15 protein-coding genes and 1 pseudogene are annotated in these 13273 nt (G+C 75.3%); 11 read left to right on the top strand and 5 right to left on the bottom strand.

The window, feature by feature from the left end; genetic code table 11:
• Positions 1-3 precede the first annotated feature (3 nt).
• Genes ACIGG8_RS05780 through ACIGG8_RS05765 form a run of 4 tightly spaced genes read left to right on the top strand, consistent with a single transcriptional unit; the run spans position 4 to position 3643 of the window.
• Positions 4-1284, top strand: coding sequence for an aspartate aminotransferase family protein (locus ACIGG8_RS05780; RefSeq protein ID WP_396546181.1), 1281 nt, complete (start codon positions 4-6; stop codon positions 1282-1284).
• Complete coding sequence (locus ACIGG8_RS05775) at positions 1272-2135, top strand: TauD/TfdA family dioxygenase (RefSeq protein WP_396546009.1); 864 nt, start codon at positions 1272-1274, stop codon at positions 2133-2135. Before ACIGG8_RS05780 ends, ACIGG8_RS05775 begins: the two co-directional genes overlap by 13 nt.
• Positions 2123-2890: an SDR family oxidoreductase gene (locus ACIGG8_RS05770; RefSeq protein WP_396546008.1), complete on the top strand. Its 768-nt coding sequence runs from the start codon at positions 2123-2125 to the stop codon at positions 2888-2890. The genes ACIGG8_RS05775 and ACIGG8_RS05770 overlap by 13 nt, the downstream gene beginning before the upstream one ends.
• 3 nt (positions 2891-2893) lie before the next feature.
• Positions 2894-3643, top strand: a complete 750-nt coding sequence (locus ACIGG8_RS05765) for a class I SAM-dependent methyltransferase (RefSeq protein WP_396546007.1) — start codon at positions 2894-2896, stop codon at positions 3641-3643.
• 77 nt (positions 3644-3720) lie between these two features.
• Here the strand turns inward: ACIGG8_RS05765 and ACIGG8_RS05760 are convergent, their stop codons facing one another.
• The 3 genes from ACIGG8_RS05760 to ACIGG8_RS05750 form a co-directional block, all read right to left on the bottom strand.
• Positions 3721-4494, bottom strand: coding sequence for a CbtA family protein (locus tag ACIGG8_RS05760; RefSeq protein ID WP_396546006.1), 774 nt, complete (start codon positions 4492-4494; stop codon positions 3721-3723).
• A gap of 44 nt (positions 4495-4538) precedes the next feature.
• Positions 4539-4757 (bottom strand): CbtB-domain containing protein, encoded by a 219-nt coding sequence (locus ACIGG8_RS05755; RefSeq protein ID WP_396546005.1) that lies wholly within the window; start codon positions 4755-4757, stop codon positions 4539-4541.
• Between the two features lie 477 nt (positions 4758-5234).
• Positions 5235-5936 carry a Tat pathway signal sequence domain protein gene (locus tag ACIGG8_RS05750; RefSeq protein ID WP_396546004.1) on the bottom strand — a complete coding sequence of 234 codons (702 nt, stop codon included), beginning with the start codon at positions 5934-5936 and terminating at the stop codon, positions 5235-5237.
• Positions 5937-6214: 278 nt separating this feature from the next.
• Here ACIGG8_RS05750 and ACIGG8_RS05745 point away from each other — a divergent pair, with 278 nt between their 5' ends.
• The 5 genes and pseudogenes from ACIGG8_RS05745 to ACIGG8_RS05725 all read left to right on the top strand — a co-directional run bounded on the left by ACIGG8_RS05745 (position 6215) and on the right by ACIGG8_RS05725 (position 9823).
• Positions 6215-7024 carry a methyltransferase domain-containing protein gene (locus ACIGG8_RS05745; protein ID WP_396546003.1) on the top strand — a complete coding sequence of 270 codons (810 nt, stop codon included), beginning with the start codon at positions 6215-6217 and terminating at the stop codon, positions 7022-7024.
• A gap of 100 nt (positions 7025-7124) precedes the next feature.
• Positions 7125-7871, top strand: a complete 747-nt coding sequence (locus tag ACIGG8_RS05740) for a maleylpyruvate isomerase family mycothiol-dependent enzyme (RefSeq protein ID WP_396546002.1) — start codon at positions 7125-7127, stop codon at positions 7869-7871.
• Between the two features lie 333 nt (positions 7872-8204).
• Positions 8205-8402 (top strand): annotated as a pseudogene (locus tag ACIGG8_RS05735) (AAA family ATPase); the annotation flags it as partial.
• Positions 8403-8568: 166 nt separating this feature from the next.
• Positions 8569-8886: a hypothetical protein gene (locus ACIGG8_RS05730; RefSeq protein ID WP_396546001.1), complete on the top strand. Its 318-nt coding sequence runs from the start codon at positions 8569-8571 to the stop codon at positions 8884-8886.
• Positions 8887-8929: 43 nt separating this feature from the next.
• Positions 8930-9823 carry an NAD-dependent protein deacetylase gene (locus tag ACIGG8_RS05725; RefSeq protein WP_396546000.1) on the top strand — a complete coding sequence of 298 codons (894 nt, stop codon included), beginning with the start codon at positions 8930-8932 and terminating at the stop codon, positions 9821-9823.
• Between the two features lie 105 nt (positions 9824-9928).
• Here ACIGG8_RS05725 and ACIGG8_RS05720 read toward each other — a convergent pair whose 3' ends face one another.
• The gene (locus tag ACIGG8_RS05720) at positions 9929-10663 is read right to left on the bottom strand and encodes a hypothetical protein (RefSeq protein ID WP_396545999.1); all 735 of its coding nucleotides are present in this window, start codon (positions 10661-10663) and stop codon (positions 9929-9931) included.
• 255 nt (positions 10664-10918) lie between these two features.
• Between ACIGG8_RS05720 and ACIGG8_RS05715 the strand changes: the two genes are divergently transcribed.
• On the top strand, positions 10919-11902 hold the full coding sequence (locus ACIGG8_RS05715) for a hypothetical protein (protein ID WP_350525798.1): 984 nt from the start codon (positions 10919-10921) through the stop codon (positions 11900-11902).
• Between the two features lie 100 nt (positions 11903-12002).
• Here the strand turns inward: ACIGG8_RS05715 and ACIGG8_RS05710 are convergent, their stop codons facing one another.
• The gene (locus ACIGG8_RS05710) at positions 12003-12416 is read right to left on the bottom strand and encodes a DUF3291 domain-containing protein (RefSeq protein ID WP_396545998.1); all 414 of its coding nucleotides are present in this window, start codon (positions 12414-12416) and stop codon (positions 12003-12005) included.
• Between the two features lie 137 nt (positions 12417-12553).
• On the opposite strand from ACIGG8_RS05710, the gene ACIGG8_RS05705 reads away from it, so the two are divergent.
• Positions 12554-13171, top strand: a complete 618-nt coding sequence (locus ACIGG8_RS05705) for a MerR family transcriptional regulator (protein WP_350525800.1) — start codon at positions 12554-12556, stop codon at positions 13169-13171.
• Positions 13172-13273: the final 102 nt, after the last annotated feature.

Below are 13273 nucleotides of genomic sequence, written 5' to 3'. Positions count from 1 at the left end.
CCCGTGTCCCAGCTCTCCCCGGTGCTCAAGCAGGCCACCCCGGTCGTCGCCGTGCGCGGCGAGGGCCTCCACCTCTACGGCGCCGAGGGCCGCCGGTACCTCGACTTCACCTCCGGCGTGGGGGTGACCAGCACCGGCCACTGCCACCCGAGGGTGGTGGAGGCCGTCCGCGAGCAGGCCGGCCGGCTGATCCACGGCCAGTACACCACCGTGCTGCACGACCGGCTGCTGACCCTCACCGAGCGGCTCGGCGAGGTGCTGCCGCCCGGCCTGGACTCGCTGTTCTTCGCCACGGCCGGCACCGAGGCGGTGGAGGCGGCGCTGCGGCTCGCCCGGCACGCCACCGGGCGGCAGAACGTCATCGTCTTCGAGGGGTCCTTCCACGGCCGCACGATGGGCGCGGCCTCGCTCACCACGGCCGGCACCCGGTTCCGGGCGGGCATCGGCCCGCTGGTGCCCGGGGTCGCGGTGGCGCCCTTCCCGGCGGCCTTCCGCCTCGGCCTGTCCGAGGAGGAGGCGGTGCGGTACGCGCTGCGCGGACTGGACGAGGTGTTGGCCACCGTGTCCGCGCCCGCCGAGACGGCGGCGATGTTCGTCGAGCCGGTGCTCGGCGAGGGCGGCTACGTCCCCGCCCCGCCCGGCTTCCTCGCGGGGCTGCGCGAGCGCGCCGACCGGCACGGCATCCTGCTGGTGGTGGACGAGGTGCAGACCGGCTTCGGCCGCACCGGCCGGTTCTGGGCCCACGGGTACGAGGAGGGCGTCCGCCCCGATGTGCTGATCACCGCAAAGGGCCTGGCCAGCGGCTTCCCGCTGTCCGCGATCGCCGCGCCCGCCGGGCTGATGGGCCGTGCCTGGCCGGGCTCGCAGGGCGGCACGTACGGCGGGAACCCGGTGGCCTGCGCGGCCGCCCTGGCGACCCTGGACGTGCTGCGCGAGGAGCGGCTGGTCGAGAACGCGGCCGCGCAGGGCGCGCGACTGCTGGCCGGGCTGCGGAGGGTCGCCGCCGAGGCGCCGGGGATCGCCGACGTCCGGGGGCTCGGGCTGATGGTCGCGAGCGAGTTCTGTCACCCGGACGGCGCGCCGGACGCGGAGGCCGCCCGGCGCGCCCAACAGGCCGCCGCCGAGCACGGGTTGCTGCTGTTGCTCTGCGGGATCCACCTCAACGTGGTCCGGATGATCCCCGCGCTGGTGGTCACGGCCGGGCAGATCGACGAGGCGCTGGAGCTCTGGGCGAAGGCCGTCGCGGCCGGACGCCGACAGGAAGGGGAACCATGGACGCGATGACGGAAATCGGCTGGAGCAGCCTGGAGTTGGAGGCCCGGCGGGAGCTCTGGTCGCTCCCGCTGGGCGAGGAGGAGCGGCGGCTGCTGTGGGCCGACGCGCGGGCCGGGCGGTGGGGTGCGGCGGAGCCGGTGCGCGCCCGGCTGCGGGACTTCGTCCGGGACGCCGTCGCCTCCGTCGGCGTGACCCACGTCAGCGGCCTGGTGGACCCGGCACGCCCGGAGGAGGAGATCACCGGGGTGCTCTCCTTCCTGCTGCGGGACTACGGCCGGATCGTCCCGCAGAACGGGCGCGGCGACCTCACCTCGGTGCTGCGCGACCAGGACGGCGACGGCAACACCGAACTCGGCTTCCACTGCGACACCTGTGACCTCCTCGTCCTGCTCTGCCTGCGGCCCGCCTTCGACGGCGGCGGGTTGACCAAGCTGGCGAGCGCACGGCACGTCCACGACCTGATCGAGCGGGAGCGCCCGGACGCGCTGGCCACGCTGTGCGAGGACTGGACCTTCGACCGGACCGGCCGGGCGGGCCCGCAGCTGGTGGTCACCCCGATCCTCTACCACCGGAAGGAGGGGACGGTCGGCTGCTACTACCAGACCCGAACCGTCCGCTCCTCCCCGGACCGCGGCGGGCCGGAGTTGACGGACCGCCAGTGGGAGGCGCTGGGCGTGCTGGACGAGGTGCTGTACCGGCCGGAGATCGCCTTCGGCCTGCCGATGGCCGCCGGTGACCTGCTGATCATCCGCAACAGCCGGGTGCTGCACGGGCGTTCGCCGTTCGTCGACGAACCCGGGCGGTACGCCCGGCGGATGCTGAGGATCTGGGTGAACGAGGGGGAGGAATGGGCGCGTTGACCGCACCGCACGGCCGGGTGGCGATCGTCACCGGCGGGGGCAGCGGGCTCGGCCGGGCCTCGGCGCTGGCCCTGCTGGAGGCCGGCTGGACCGTCGCCGTGGCCGGGCGGCGCAAGGACGCCCTGGAGGAGACCGCCGCCCTGGCCGGCGAGGCCGCCGTCCGGGTGCTGCCCGTCCCGACCGACATCCGCAGCCCCGCGGAGGTCGCCCGGCTCTTCGACACCGTCCGGGACCGGTACGGCCGGCTGGACCTGCTGTTCAACAACGCGGGCGCCGCCGCCCCGCGCCGGCCGATCACCGAGACCCCGTTCGAGGACTGGAACCGGGTGCTCGACACCATCGTCACCGGCGGTTTCCTCTGCGCCCGCGAGGCCTTCCGGGTGATGAGCACCCAGTCCCCGCAGGGCGGGCGGATCATCAACAACGGCGCGCCCTCGGCCCACGTGCCGCGCCCCAACTCCATCGCGTACACGGCCGCCAAGCACGCCGTCCTCGGCCTCACGAAGGTGCTCGCCCTGGACGGCCGCCCGTACGGCATCTCCTGCGGTCAGATCGACGTCGGCAACGTCAGCCCCGTCGACGGCGGGCCGCAGCCGGCCGCGCTGCAGGCCGACGGGACGATGGCCGTCGAGGCGACCATCCCGGTGGACCGCTTCACCGAGGCGCTGGTCCTGATGGCCTCCCAGCCGCCGGACACCACCATCCAGTCCCTGGTCGTGCTGCCGGCCACCATGCCGTTCGTCGGGAGGGGGTGAGCCGTGCTGGTCAGCGCGCGGTCCTTCGACGAGTACCGGGCGATGTTCGCGCTCACCGACCGCGACCTGGAGCAGCGCATCCTGGACTGCCCGGCCGGCGCGGCGAGCTTCGTCGCCGGCGCCGGCCGGCGGGGCGTCGACGCCGTCGCGGTGGACCGCCAGTACGCCCACCACCGCGAGGAGTTGGGCCTGCTGGTGGAGCGGGAGACCGGCTTCAAGCGGGACCTGCTGGCCGAGGAGACGGCCGGCTGCGTGTGGTCGTGGTACGCCGACGTGGACGACCTGGTCGCCCAGTGGATCGCCAACGCCCGGGAGTTCCGGGCCGACATCGGCGCCCGCCCGGACCGCTACGTCGCCGGCTCGCTGCCCGAACTCCCCTTCGGGGACGACGCGTTCGACCTGGTGATCAGCTCGCACCTGCTGTTCGCGTACGGCAACCGGCTGGACGAGGAGTTCCACCGGGCGGCCCTGCTGGAACTCGCGCGGGTGGCACGCCGGGAGGTCCGGCTGTTCCCGTTGGTGGTGTACGACACCGGAGTGCGCTACCCGCGGTTGGCGGCGCTGCGGCGGGAGCTGGCGGCCCTCGGGGTGCCGAGCCGGGTGGAGCGGGTGGCGTACGAGTTCCGGCCGGGGAACGACGAGATGCTGGTGCTCTCCTCCGACGGCTACCGGGCTCCGGAACGGCCGCCGCGGTCGGTCGCCGCCGAGGACCGGGTGCGCTGGCGACACCGGGAGGGACCGGCCGGGCCCTGAACGCCGGAGGCCGGTCGGGGCGACGTGGTGTCGTCTCGACCGGCCTCCGGTGTGGTGACGGTGGGACGGTGCGTGCCTCAGTGTGCGGAGGCGGCGGTCTCCGGGCTGGTCTCCGGCGTTGCGACGGCGGCGGTGGTGGTGGCGGGCTTGGGGTTGAGGAGTCGTTCGGCGAGGTGGCCGAAGAGCAGTCCGAAGGAGGTCCAGAGGGTGAGCTGGATGGCGAGTGCGGCGAGGCGGAACTGCCAGAGGAGGGTGGCCGAGAAGTCCTCGGGGACCTCGTTGATGGCGGGCAGGAAGGCGTAGGCGAGGCCGACGGCCACCGTGAAGCCGAGGACGGCGACGACGGTGGCGTACCAGGTGCCCAGGCGTGGTGCGAGGCGCTTGCCGACGATCACCGCGGCGACCGCCAGCAGCACGCTGAGCGCCATCATCAGGAAGTACAGGGTGGTGCGTTTGCCGATGGTCTCCGGGTCGCCCACCGACGGCGGGTTGGCCGGGTACTTGAGGAACGGCACGACGTAGACCGCGACGAGTGCGACGCCGGACAGCAGGGCTGCGGTGGCGCGCGGGGAGAAGCGGCCGATGCGGCCGAGGGCGAAGCAGTAGGCGAGGGCGGCGATGCCGCCGAGGGCGACGCCGTAGAGGAGGATGCCGGTGGCCAGGCCCGCGGTGGACTGCAGGGAGCGGCTGACGATCTCCATCTCGGGTGCGCCGGGGGCGGCGTGGGCGTCCTCGTAGGCGATGGCTGCGTCCACGCGGGGTTCGCCGAGCAGGTAGGCGACGATGAGGGCGAGCACGCCGGCGGCGAGGCCGGCGAGCATGCCGCGGACGAGCAGGGATCTGACGTTCACTGGTCTGTTTCCCCTGTTTCCCCTGCTTCCCGTGCTTCCCCTGGTCAGTGGCAGGGGAAGCCGAGCAGGTGGCGGCCGTCGTGGACCCACTCGTGGACGTCTTCGCCGGAGATGAGGGAGGTGGCGCCCTGCTCGGCGCCGACGAAGTAGATCAGGGCCATGAGCAGGATGCCGAAGAAGACGGCCCAGGGCAGGATGGCCTTGACGGAGATGGGGGTGACTGCCGGGGCGGTGGGGGCTGCGGGGGCGATGGGGTGAGCCATGGCCGACCTCCTCTGGGAACACGCGTCCCGTTTCGGTGGAGCACGGACGGCAGGGCGGGTCTGACTCGCCGGGCCGAGGCGGGGCCAGGGCTGCGGCTTCACAGTGGCGCGACCGTGCCGGAGTCTCACCGGGCTTCCGCGCTCTGCCGTCTTCAGTTGTCGCAGGGACGGTACCGTCTCCGGCACCCCGGGCCAAGGGGCTGCGCAGGGGCTCACGGATGCGCGACCGGCACGGAAGGGGAAGCGGAATCCGGTACGTGTGCGTCGCGAGGCCCGGTTCCGGGGTGGGAGGGGAGCGAAGGACGGTACGCGTGATGCTCGTCGCACCGGCGATCCGGGACGGGGCGCCCGCGGACGGTGGAACCCGCGCTGCGAACGGGACATGACGCCACCGAACGTCGGCGTGTGCCCCCCGGGGGAGTCCGGGCGGCGCCCGCGGCCACCGGCCCTCGGGCGCCGCACGACCCTGCCGGGAGGTCAGTTGACGTACACCGCAGGGCCGCCCGCCTGGGTGGTGTCGGTGACCGGACCGTACGTCGCGGAGAAGTACCCGTCGGCGGGGCAGAGCGCCGAGCCGCCGCTCTTGGCGAAGTGCTCGCTGCGGAACGCCAGGCTGTGCGCGGAGTTGTCGGCGTTGCCCGAGAAGGCGCCGCTGAGCTGGTAGGTGCACGTGATGGTGCCGAACCAGCTGTTGAGCACGGCGGTGGCCTGGATCGCCCCGGCCGAGCCGCCGAGGGTGACCGGGAGCCCCGGGCCGTCCGAGACGGTGATGCCGTACGGGAGGTTGCCGACGGTCAGGCTGCGCACCGAGGTGACGCCGGTGACGTTGCTGGTGCACGAGCCGAAGGTCAGCCCGGTCAGCGATCCGGTGGCCGAGCCGGGAGCCGTCGGGTTGGTCAGCACCTTCCCGGCCAGCTGCGAGACGGCACAGGTGACACCGGTGGTGCTGGTGGCGGTCGAGTAGAAGGTGGCGACGGTGCCCCCGGCGAGCGGCGCGGCGAGCGCGTCGCCGGGTGCGACGGCGGAGCCGCCCGCGCTGCCGGCGGTGAGCACCGGGACGGCGGCGGGCGCGGGCGCGGGCGCCGCGGACGCGGGTGCGACGACCACGGCGAGCGCGGTGGTGGCGGCGAGGGCCGCGACGGCGGCGGCGGGGACGGCAAGGCGACGGCTGAAACGCATGGGCGGAGCCTCTTCCTCGGTGAGGGGCGGGAAGGCGACCTTTCGCGGCTCCCGGGCGGTGGGGGACCGGGGCTCACGACGTTCTACGACTGGTTCTAGGGCCGTGACCGTGCGCCGTCAAGGCGATGGACGGAACTTGCTGACGATTCGTCAACAAGGGCTCGGCCGGCCGGCCGGCTCCCGGTTCGCTCCCGGCCGGCTTCCGGTTCGCACTCGGCCCGCTCCCGGCCCGCTCCCGGCCCGCTCCCGGCCCGCTCCCGGCCTGCGACAATGCCGGCATGGCTGAGCACGACCACGACGGGGACCGGGGATACCTGCTGGACAACCGGCAGTCACAGGCGGGCGTCCGCTTCGGCGCGCTCGCCGAAATCTTCGACCCGGTGACCTTCCGGCACGTCGACGCGATCGGGATCGGCCCCGGCATGCGCTGCTGGGAGGTCGGGGCCGGCGGCCCCTCCGTCCCGCTCGGACTCGCCGAACGTGTCGGCCCGACCGGCGCGGTGGTCGCGACCGACATCGACGTCTCCTGGACCGCCCCCGCGGCGGGCGGCGTCATCGAGGTGCTGACCCACGACGTCGCCGCCGACCCGCCGCCGCCCGGCGGGTTCGACCTCGTGCACGCCCGGCTGGTCCTGGTGCACGTGGCCGACCGCGCCGAAGCCCTGCGCCGGATGGTCCAGGCCCTGCGCCCCGGCGGCCGGCTGCTCCTGGAGGACGCCGACCCCGCCCTGCAGCCGCTGCTCTGCCCCGACGAGTCGGGGCCCGACGAGCGCCTGGCCAACCGGCTCCGATCCGGCTTCCGCACCCTGATGGCCGGAAGGGGCGCCGACCTCGCGTACGGGCGGACGCTGCCCCGGGTGCTGCGCGAGGCCGGCCTGGTCGACGTGCAGGCCGACGCGTACTTCCCGATCACCTCACCGGCCTGCGCCGTCCTGGAGGACGCGACGGTCCGGCAGATCCGCCGGCTGCTGGTGGGGGAGGGCCTGGCCACGGACGAGGAGATCGACCGCCACCTGGCCAACGTCGCCTCCGGCCGGCTCGACCTGGCCACCGCCCCGATGATCTCCGCCTGGGCGCGCCGCCCGTAGCGCCGTGACCGCCGGTGTGGCCGACGCGGTGTGGCCGGTGCGGTTCGGTGCGGCTCGGTGCGCTGCGGCGGGGGCGGTGCCCGCCCGTAGAGTACGGGCCGTGCCTCTCACCGCCGACCCCTCCCGCGCCGAACTCGCGGCCCTGCTCGCCGATGTCCGCGGCTCCGCGGAGCGGCTCGTCGCCGGCCTGGACGGTCTGACCGACCGGCAGGCGCGCGAACCGTCCGCGCTGGCCGGCTGGAGCCGGGCCCACGTCATCACCCATCTCGCGCGCAGCGCCGACGCGTACCGCCGGCTGCTGGCGACGGCCCGGACCGGCGTCGAACCCGGGCCGCGGGCGGACGCGGCCGCGCTGGACCGCGCACTGCGTGCGGGGGCCGAGCGCGGTGCGGCCGAGCTCCTCGCGGACCTCCGGTGCAGCCTGGACGGGCTGTTCGACGAGGCGGCGGCCGTACCCGTCGACCGCTGGACCGCGCTGGTGTCGGCCCTCGCGGGGTGGCGGCACCCCGCCTGGTTCACCCTCCACCGCGCCCGGCGCGAACTCGAAACCCACCACGTCGACCTCGACCTCGGCCGGACCACGGCCGACTGGCCCGCCGGTTACGTGGCCTGGGCGCTCGACACGACCGCCGCCACCCTGGCCGCGCGGGACTTCCCGGTCGCCCGGCTGGAGGCCACCGACCTCGGCCGCGCCTGGACCCTCGCCGCCACCGGCCCCCCGGTCCGGGGCCCCGGGCACCTCCTGCTCGCCTGGCTCGCCGGTCGCGGGCCGGCTCCGCAGCCGCACGGCGGCCGGCTGCCGGCGCCGCCGCCCTGGCCGCTGCCGCCGGTGCCGGGCTGGGGGTGAGCGCCGGAGCCGACCTCGGGCACGTCCGGCTCGCCGGCAGCGGCCAGGGCCCGGAGTTCCACCGGGCCCCGGACGACCGTCGGCCATTTGCACAACGGCAACACGGTTTCGTCCGGCGGCGGTCCTTCCCCGTACACCTCGACGTCGGGTGGCCACACCTGGGAGACGGTCAACTGGACCGGCGGCACCTCCCGGGTGGACGGCGAACACCCGCCCTTCGCGGCTGCACCGCGCTCCGGCCCACCCACTGCGGGGCCGACCGCCACCGACAGCCGTCCGCCACCGACAGGGGTGGTGGCGGACGGCCGGTGGGCCGGGGGAGAATCCCGTGGCATGACGTCAGGTGGCACCACCTCCGGTGGCCCGGCGCCCGCCGGTGCGACCCGCCGTGGCCCGGCGACCGGTGGTCCGCCCCGACGCCCGACGCTGGTCGTCGTCAGCGGCCCGCCCGGGGCGGGCAAGACCACGTTGGCGCACGCCCTGGCCGATGCGCTCGGCTGGCCGGCGGTCTGCCGGGACGAGCTCAAGGAGCGGATGCTCGCCGACGGCGCCGATCCGGGGGCGGACCTTGGCTTGAACCCCGACCTGGTCCCGGCCCTGGCCCTGGCCCCGGCCCCGGACCTGGACCGCAGGACGCTGGACGCTGGACGCGTTCTTCCGCACGCTCGGCGGACTGCTCGCGACGGGGACGAGCCTGGTGGCGGAGGCCGCCTATCAGGACCGCCTGTGGCGTCCGGGCCTGGAACCGCTCGCGGACCTGGCCGCCATCCGCGTCGTCCGCTGCGCCGTCGACCCCGGGCTCGCCCGTCGCCGCATCGAGCGTCGGGCCGCCGAGCTGCCCTCGCGGGCCGCGCACGCGGACGCCGCGTTCCTGCGCCGCATCGAGGCGGGGGAGCGGCCGATCGAGTCCTGGGTGCCGATCGCTCTCGACGTCCCCCGGCTGGTGGTGGACAGCACGGAGGGCTGGCAACCGCCGCCGGCCCGGATCGTCGCCTTCGCCTCGGCGGACGCCTAGCCGACCGCCGGCGACGGTCCCCGCCGGGGTTACCCTCGGCGGTATGGACGCGTCGGAAGCCACCGCGCGGGAGGCGCCGGAGAACCCGGCGGGCCTCGCACGCCCCGCAGATCCCGCCGATCTCGCGGGCCTCGTCCGGTTGCTGGACCGGCGCGGCGCGGTGGTGCTCAGCGGGGCCGGCCTGTCCACCGAGTCCGGCATCCCCGACTACCGGGGTGCCACCGGCCGCCGCCGCAGCGGCACCCCGATGACCTACCAGGAGTTCACCGGCAGCGAGGCCGCCCGGCGCCGCTACTGGGCCCGCAGCCACACCGGCTGGCCGGCGTTCACCCGGGCCCGGCCGAACGCCGGCCACCGCGCGGTGGAACGGCTGCACCGCTCGGGGTACGTCGCGGCGGTCATCACCCAGAACGTCGACGGACTCCACCACGCGGCCGGCACCCGTGAGGCCGTGGAACTGCACGGCGGGCTCGACCGGGTGGTCTGCCTCGACTGCCGACGCACCAGCTCCCGGGCCGACCTCGACCGCCGCCTCGACGAGCTGAACCGGGGCTTCCGCCGCCCCGGTGCGGTGCTGCGCCCGGACGGCGACGCGCAGCTGCCTCCGGAGCTGGTGGCGGGCTTCCGCGTCGCGCCCTGCGCGGACTGCGGCGGCGTGCTCAAACCGGACGTGGTCTTCTTCGGCGAGAACGTGCCCGCCGCCCGGGTCGACCACTGCTACGAACTGGTCGACGCCGCGCGCTCGTTGGTGGTCCTCGGCTCCTCGCTGGCGGTCCTGTCGGGTCTGCGCTTCGTCCGCCGTGCCGCCCGGGCGCACCTGCCCGTCGCCATCATCAACCAGGGCGCCACCCGCGGCGACGACCTGGCCGCGCTCCGCCTCGACCTCCCCCTGGGGCCGGCCATGACCGAGGCCGCCCGCCTCCTGGGCTCCGGCTGAGGCGCGGGCGCCGACCGCTTCGGGCCGGTGCCCCGGCCGCCGGCGGAGCCGACGCCCGACACCCGACGCCGGCCGGCCCGCCGCACCGCCGGCCGGCCAGCCGCGTCAGCCCGCCGGCTGCCAGGGCCGCCCGGGCACCCACAGCGGGACGGGCCCGCCGCGCGGCATGGCGCGCGACGCATCCTGCTCCAGCCACCCGCACACCCGCCCCGGATCGCCCTCGCACAGCTCGACCAGCGCGGCCGCGGCGATCCGGGTGCAGCCCAGCACCAGCGCGAGGGTGTCCTGACGGCGGTGCCGCTCCCGTACGTACGCCTCGATCCGCTCCTCGATCCGCCGCTGCTCGACGCGTTGCTCGACGGGCTCCTCGATGCACCGACCATGGGGCGTTCCGTCCGGCTCATCCGGTACGTCCGGCACATCCGGCCCGTCCCCGGCGGCCAGCGCCTGGACGCCGTGCCACACCAGGGTCAGCGCGCAGGGCTCGGCCGGGTGCGCCACGTCGTCCCGCTGCGCCTGTTCGCGGGCCTCCGCCGACCGCTGCCCCAGCCACTCCAGGGCCGCCGACTCGTCCCCCACGCAGGACTCGACGACCAGCTTCGCCGCCCGTCCGGCGAGCGCCCGCAGCACCGCCGCCGCCGGCGCCCGCAGCCCGGGCGCCGCCGGGTCGCCGAACGCCAGCCAGGCGTCCGCGAACGAGGCCGCCCGCAGACCGCCCACCCAGGCCGGCGCCCCGCCCGCCGACCCCAGCCACTCCTGCGCGCCCAGCCGGACCAGTCCGACGGCGACCAGGTTGGCCGCGTCCCCGTCGAGTCCCGACGGCCGTCCGTTGCGCCTCACACACACCACCCCCACCAGCGGTCATCACCCCGTGAGCGCACATCCCATCACACCGGGACGGGAACGAACTAGACAGGGCCACGTCACATTTCGGGGCGGGCTCCGGACGCCGGGGCGCGCCCGGCCGCGCGGGCGGGACGACCGACCGGGGGATGTTGCCGCGGGCGCGGCAGCCGGTCACGCGTGAGGCGCAGTCAGGAGTGTTCTGCTGGCGGGCAGGCGACCGTCGCCGACCCCGTCGATCAAGGAGAGACCATGCCCCACCTGTTCGGACCGGCCCGTCGCACACCCCGTACGGGCCGGGCCGCCGGCCTCGTCTCCGCGGCCTGCGCGGCCCTCGCCCTGCTGGCCGTGACCCCGGCCGTCGCCGTCGCGCCCCCGCTGTCCGACCCCCGGATCATCGCCCACTTCGACCTCGCCCAGGGGCAGCAGCCCGAGAACATCGCCCTCGAACCGGACGGCTCCGCCGACCTCACCCTGTCGTTCGCCCGGCAGATCGGCCGGGTCGACACCGACGGCCACCTCACCGTCCTCGCCACCCTGCCCGCCCCCGCGAACCCCGCCACCCCGATCATCGGCGCCGCGATCGTCACCGGCATCGCCCGGGCCCACGACGGCACCCTCTACTTCGGCTACGCCACCGGCACCGACGACCTGCAGGGGATCTGGCGGCTCTGCCCCGGCGGCACCCCCGAGCGGATCGCCGCGCTGCCCGCGACCGGTTTCCCGAACGGCCTCGCCCTCGACGCGCACGAGCGCCGCCTCTACACCGCCGACTCGGTGCTCGGCGTCGTCTACGCCGTCCCGGCGGACGGCGGCACCGCCACGACCTGGTCCGACGACGCCCTGCTCAAGCCGGTGACCGCGTTCGGCGCCAACGGCCTCAAGGTGCACCGCGGCGCCGTCTGGGTCGGCAACACGGACTCCGGCGACGTGCTGCGCATCCCCATCGGCGACGGGGGCGCGGCCCGGCCGGCCGAGGTCCGCGCGAGCGGGCTCGCGGGCATCGACGACTTCGCCTTCACCGGGCGCGGCGACGCCCTGATCGCGGCCATGAACGCGGCCGACGAGGCGGTGTACGTCGCAGCGGACGGCAGCCACCACACCGTCCTCACCGCCGGCGACGGCCTGTCCAACCCGACCTCGGTGGCCGTGCGCGGCGGCACGGTCTACGTCCCCAGCGCGGCCTACTTCACCCGCACCGACCCCAACCTGCTGCTCGCCGACCTGCGGCGCTGACCGGCCCCGTTCGGCCCCGTTCGGCCCCGTTCGGTCCCGCACGGCCCCGCCCGGCTCCGCGCTTCGGCGCGGTGGCCGGGCGTGGTCCGTTCCGGGGCGGTCAGGCCGTCCGGCCGGCAGCCTCGGCGCGTTCGGCGTCGATCCGGGCGTGCGCGTCGGCCCAGGTGATCGGGAGCCGTTCGACGGGGGTCGGCCAGAAGGTGAAGGTGGACTCCTTCATGGTGCCGCGCAGGCCCCTCATGACGGAGCGGTGAGGCTCGGCGGCCGCGAAGGCGTTCAGGGCCTCGCGGCTCTCCCAGACGGACAGCGTGTAGAAGGTCCGCCGCAGCGGTCGGGCGATCAGGGAGGCGCCGAGGGCGCCGGGGGCGCGGCGCAGCTGCCGCCAGACGGCCAGTGACCGGACGAAGAAGCGCGGGACGTCGGCGAGCGACCGCACCTCGAAGCGGGAGGCCATGACGACCGCGGAGGTGCCGGGGACGGCCGGGTTCGGGGTGATCCAGGGCAGCGTGGGCATGGCTGACTCTCCTCGTCGAGGACGGCGTCGGGACGGCGCCACATTGGGTAGTGGCACTATCTATGTTAGACAGTGCTGGTATCCAAATGCCAGGCCGATCCGGAACGGATCCGAAGAGGAAGACGGGTGGTGCAGCAGTGCGCATCTCCGAACTGAGCCGCCGCAGCGGGGTCCCGACCGCGACGATCAAGTACTACCTGCGCGAGGGGCTGCTGCAGCCCGGCCGGGCCACCGCCGCCACCCAGGCCGAGTACGACGAGACCCACCTGCGCCGCCTGCGACTCGTCCGCGCGCTGATCGGCGTCCGAGGGCTCAGCGTCAGCGCCACCAAGGACGTCCTCGGTGCGGTGGCCGCCCACGCCGGAGAACGCCACCAGATCCTCGGACTGGTCGTCGGCGCCCGCCCGGTCGACGAGGACGCCGAACCGGCCCCCGCACCCGGTGCCGCCGAGGTCGACGCCCTCATCGACGAACTCGGCTGGGAGGTCTCCGAACACGCCCCCTTCCGCGCGGTCCTCGGCGAGACCCTCGAAGCCCTCCGTTCCCTCGGCGAGGAGATCTCCCACGACGCCCTCCTCGGCTACGCCGCCCTCGCCGAGCGCACCGCCGTCCTCGACCTCGACCAGCTCGACCCGCACGCCGACCCGGTCGAGCAGGCCGAGAGCGCCCTGCTGCGCACCGTCCTGCTCGAACCCGCCCTCCTCGCCCTGCGCCGCCTGGCCCAGGAACACGAGTCGGCCCGCCGCAACACCTGAGCCGGGGGGGACTATCACGATCTAGGTGTACGACACCCGGTTGGACTAGGTGTTGATCTTGCTGTCGGGCGTGGGCCGGGTGGCCTACGCCCGTCCGGCGGA

The sequence above is a fragment of the Kitasatospora sp. NPDC085464 genome (assembly GCF_044541955.1).
Lineage (GTDB): Bacteria > Actinomycetota > Actinomycetes > Streptomycetales > Streptomycetaceae > Kitasatospora.
The sequence above is the reverse complement of the archived record's forward strand: the minus strand, read 5'-3'. Positions and strand labels throughout refer to the sequence as shown.

What these genes read in the sequence shown, in the direction of transcription:
- ACIGG8_RS05775 (WP_396546009.1), top strand. Translation starts at nt 1,272, where the DNA reads ATGGACGCGATGACGGAAATCGGCTGGAGCAGCCTGGAGTTGGAGGCC.
- ACIGG8_RS05770 (WP_396546008.1), top strand. Translation starts at nt 2,123, where the DNA reads ATGGGCGCGTTGACCGCACCGCACGGCCGGGTGGCGATCGTCACCGGC.
- ACIGG8_RS05755 (WP_396546005.1), bottom strand. Translation starts at nt 4,757, where the DNA reads ATGGCTCACCCCATCGCCCCCGCAGCCCCCACCGCCCCGGCAGTCACC.
- ACIGG8_RS05750 (WP_396546004.1), bottom strand. Translation starts at nt 5,936, where the DNA reads ATGCGTTTCAGCCGTCGCCTTGCCGTCCCCGCCGCCGCCGTCGCGGCC.
- ACIGG8_RS05745 (WP_396546003.1), top strand. Translation starts at nt 6,215, where the DNA reads ATGGCTGAGCACGACCACGACGGGGACCGGGGATACCTGCTGGACAAC.
- ACIGG8_RS05725 (WP_396546000.1), top strand. Translation starts at nt 8,930, where the DNA reads ATGGACGCGTCGGAAGCCACCGCGCGGGAGGCGCCGGAGAACCCGGCG.
- ACIGG8_RS05715 (WP_350525798.1), top strand. Translation starts at nt 10,919, where the DNA reads ATGCCCCACCTGTTCGGACCGGCCCGTCGCACACCCCGTACGGGCCGG.
- ACIGG8_RS05710 (WP_396545998.1), bottom strand. Translation starts at nt 12,416, where the DNA reads ATGCCCACGCTGCCCTGGATCACCCCGAACCCGGCCGTCCCCGGCACC.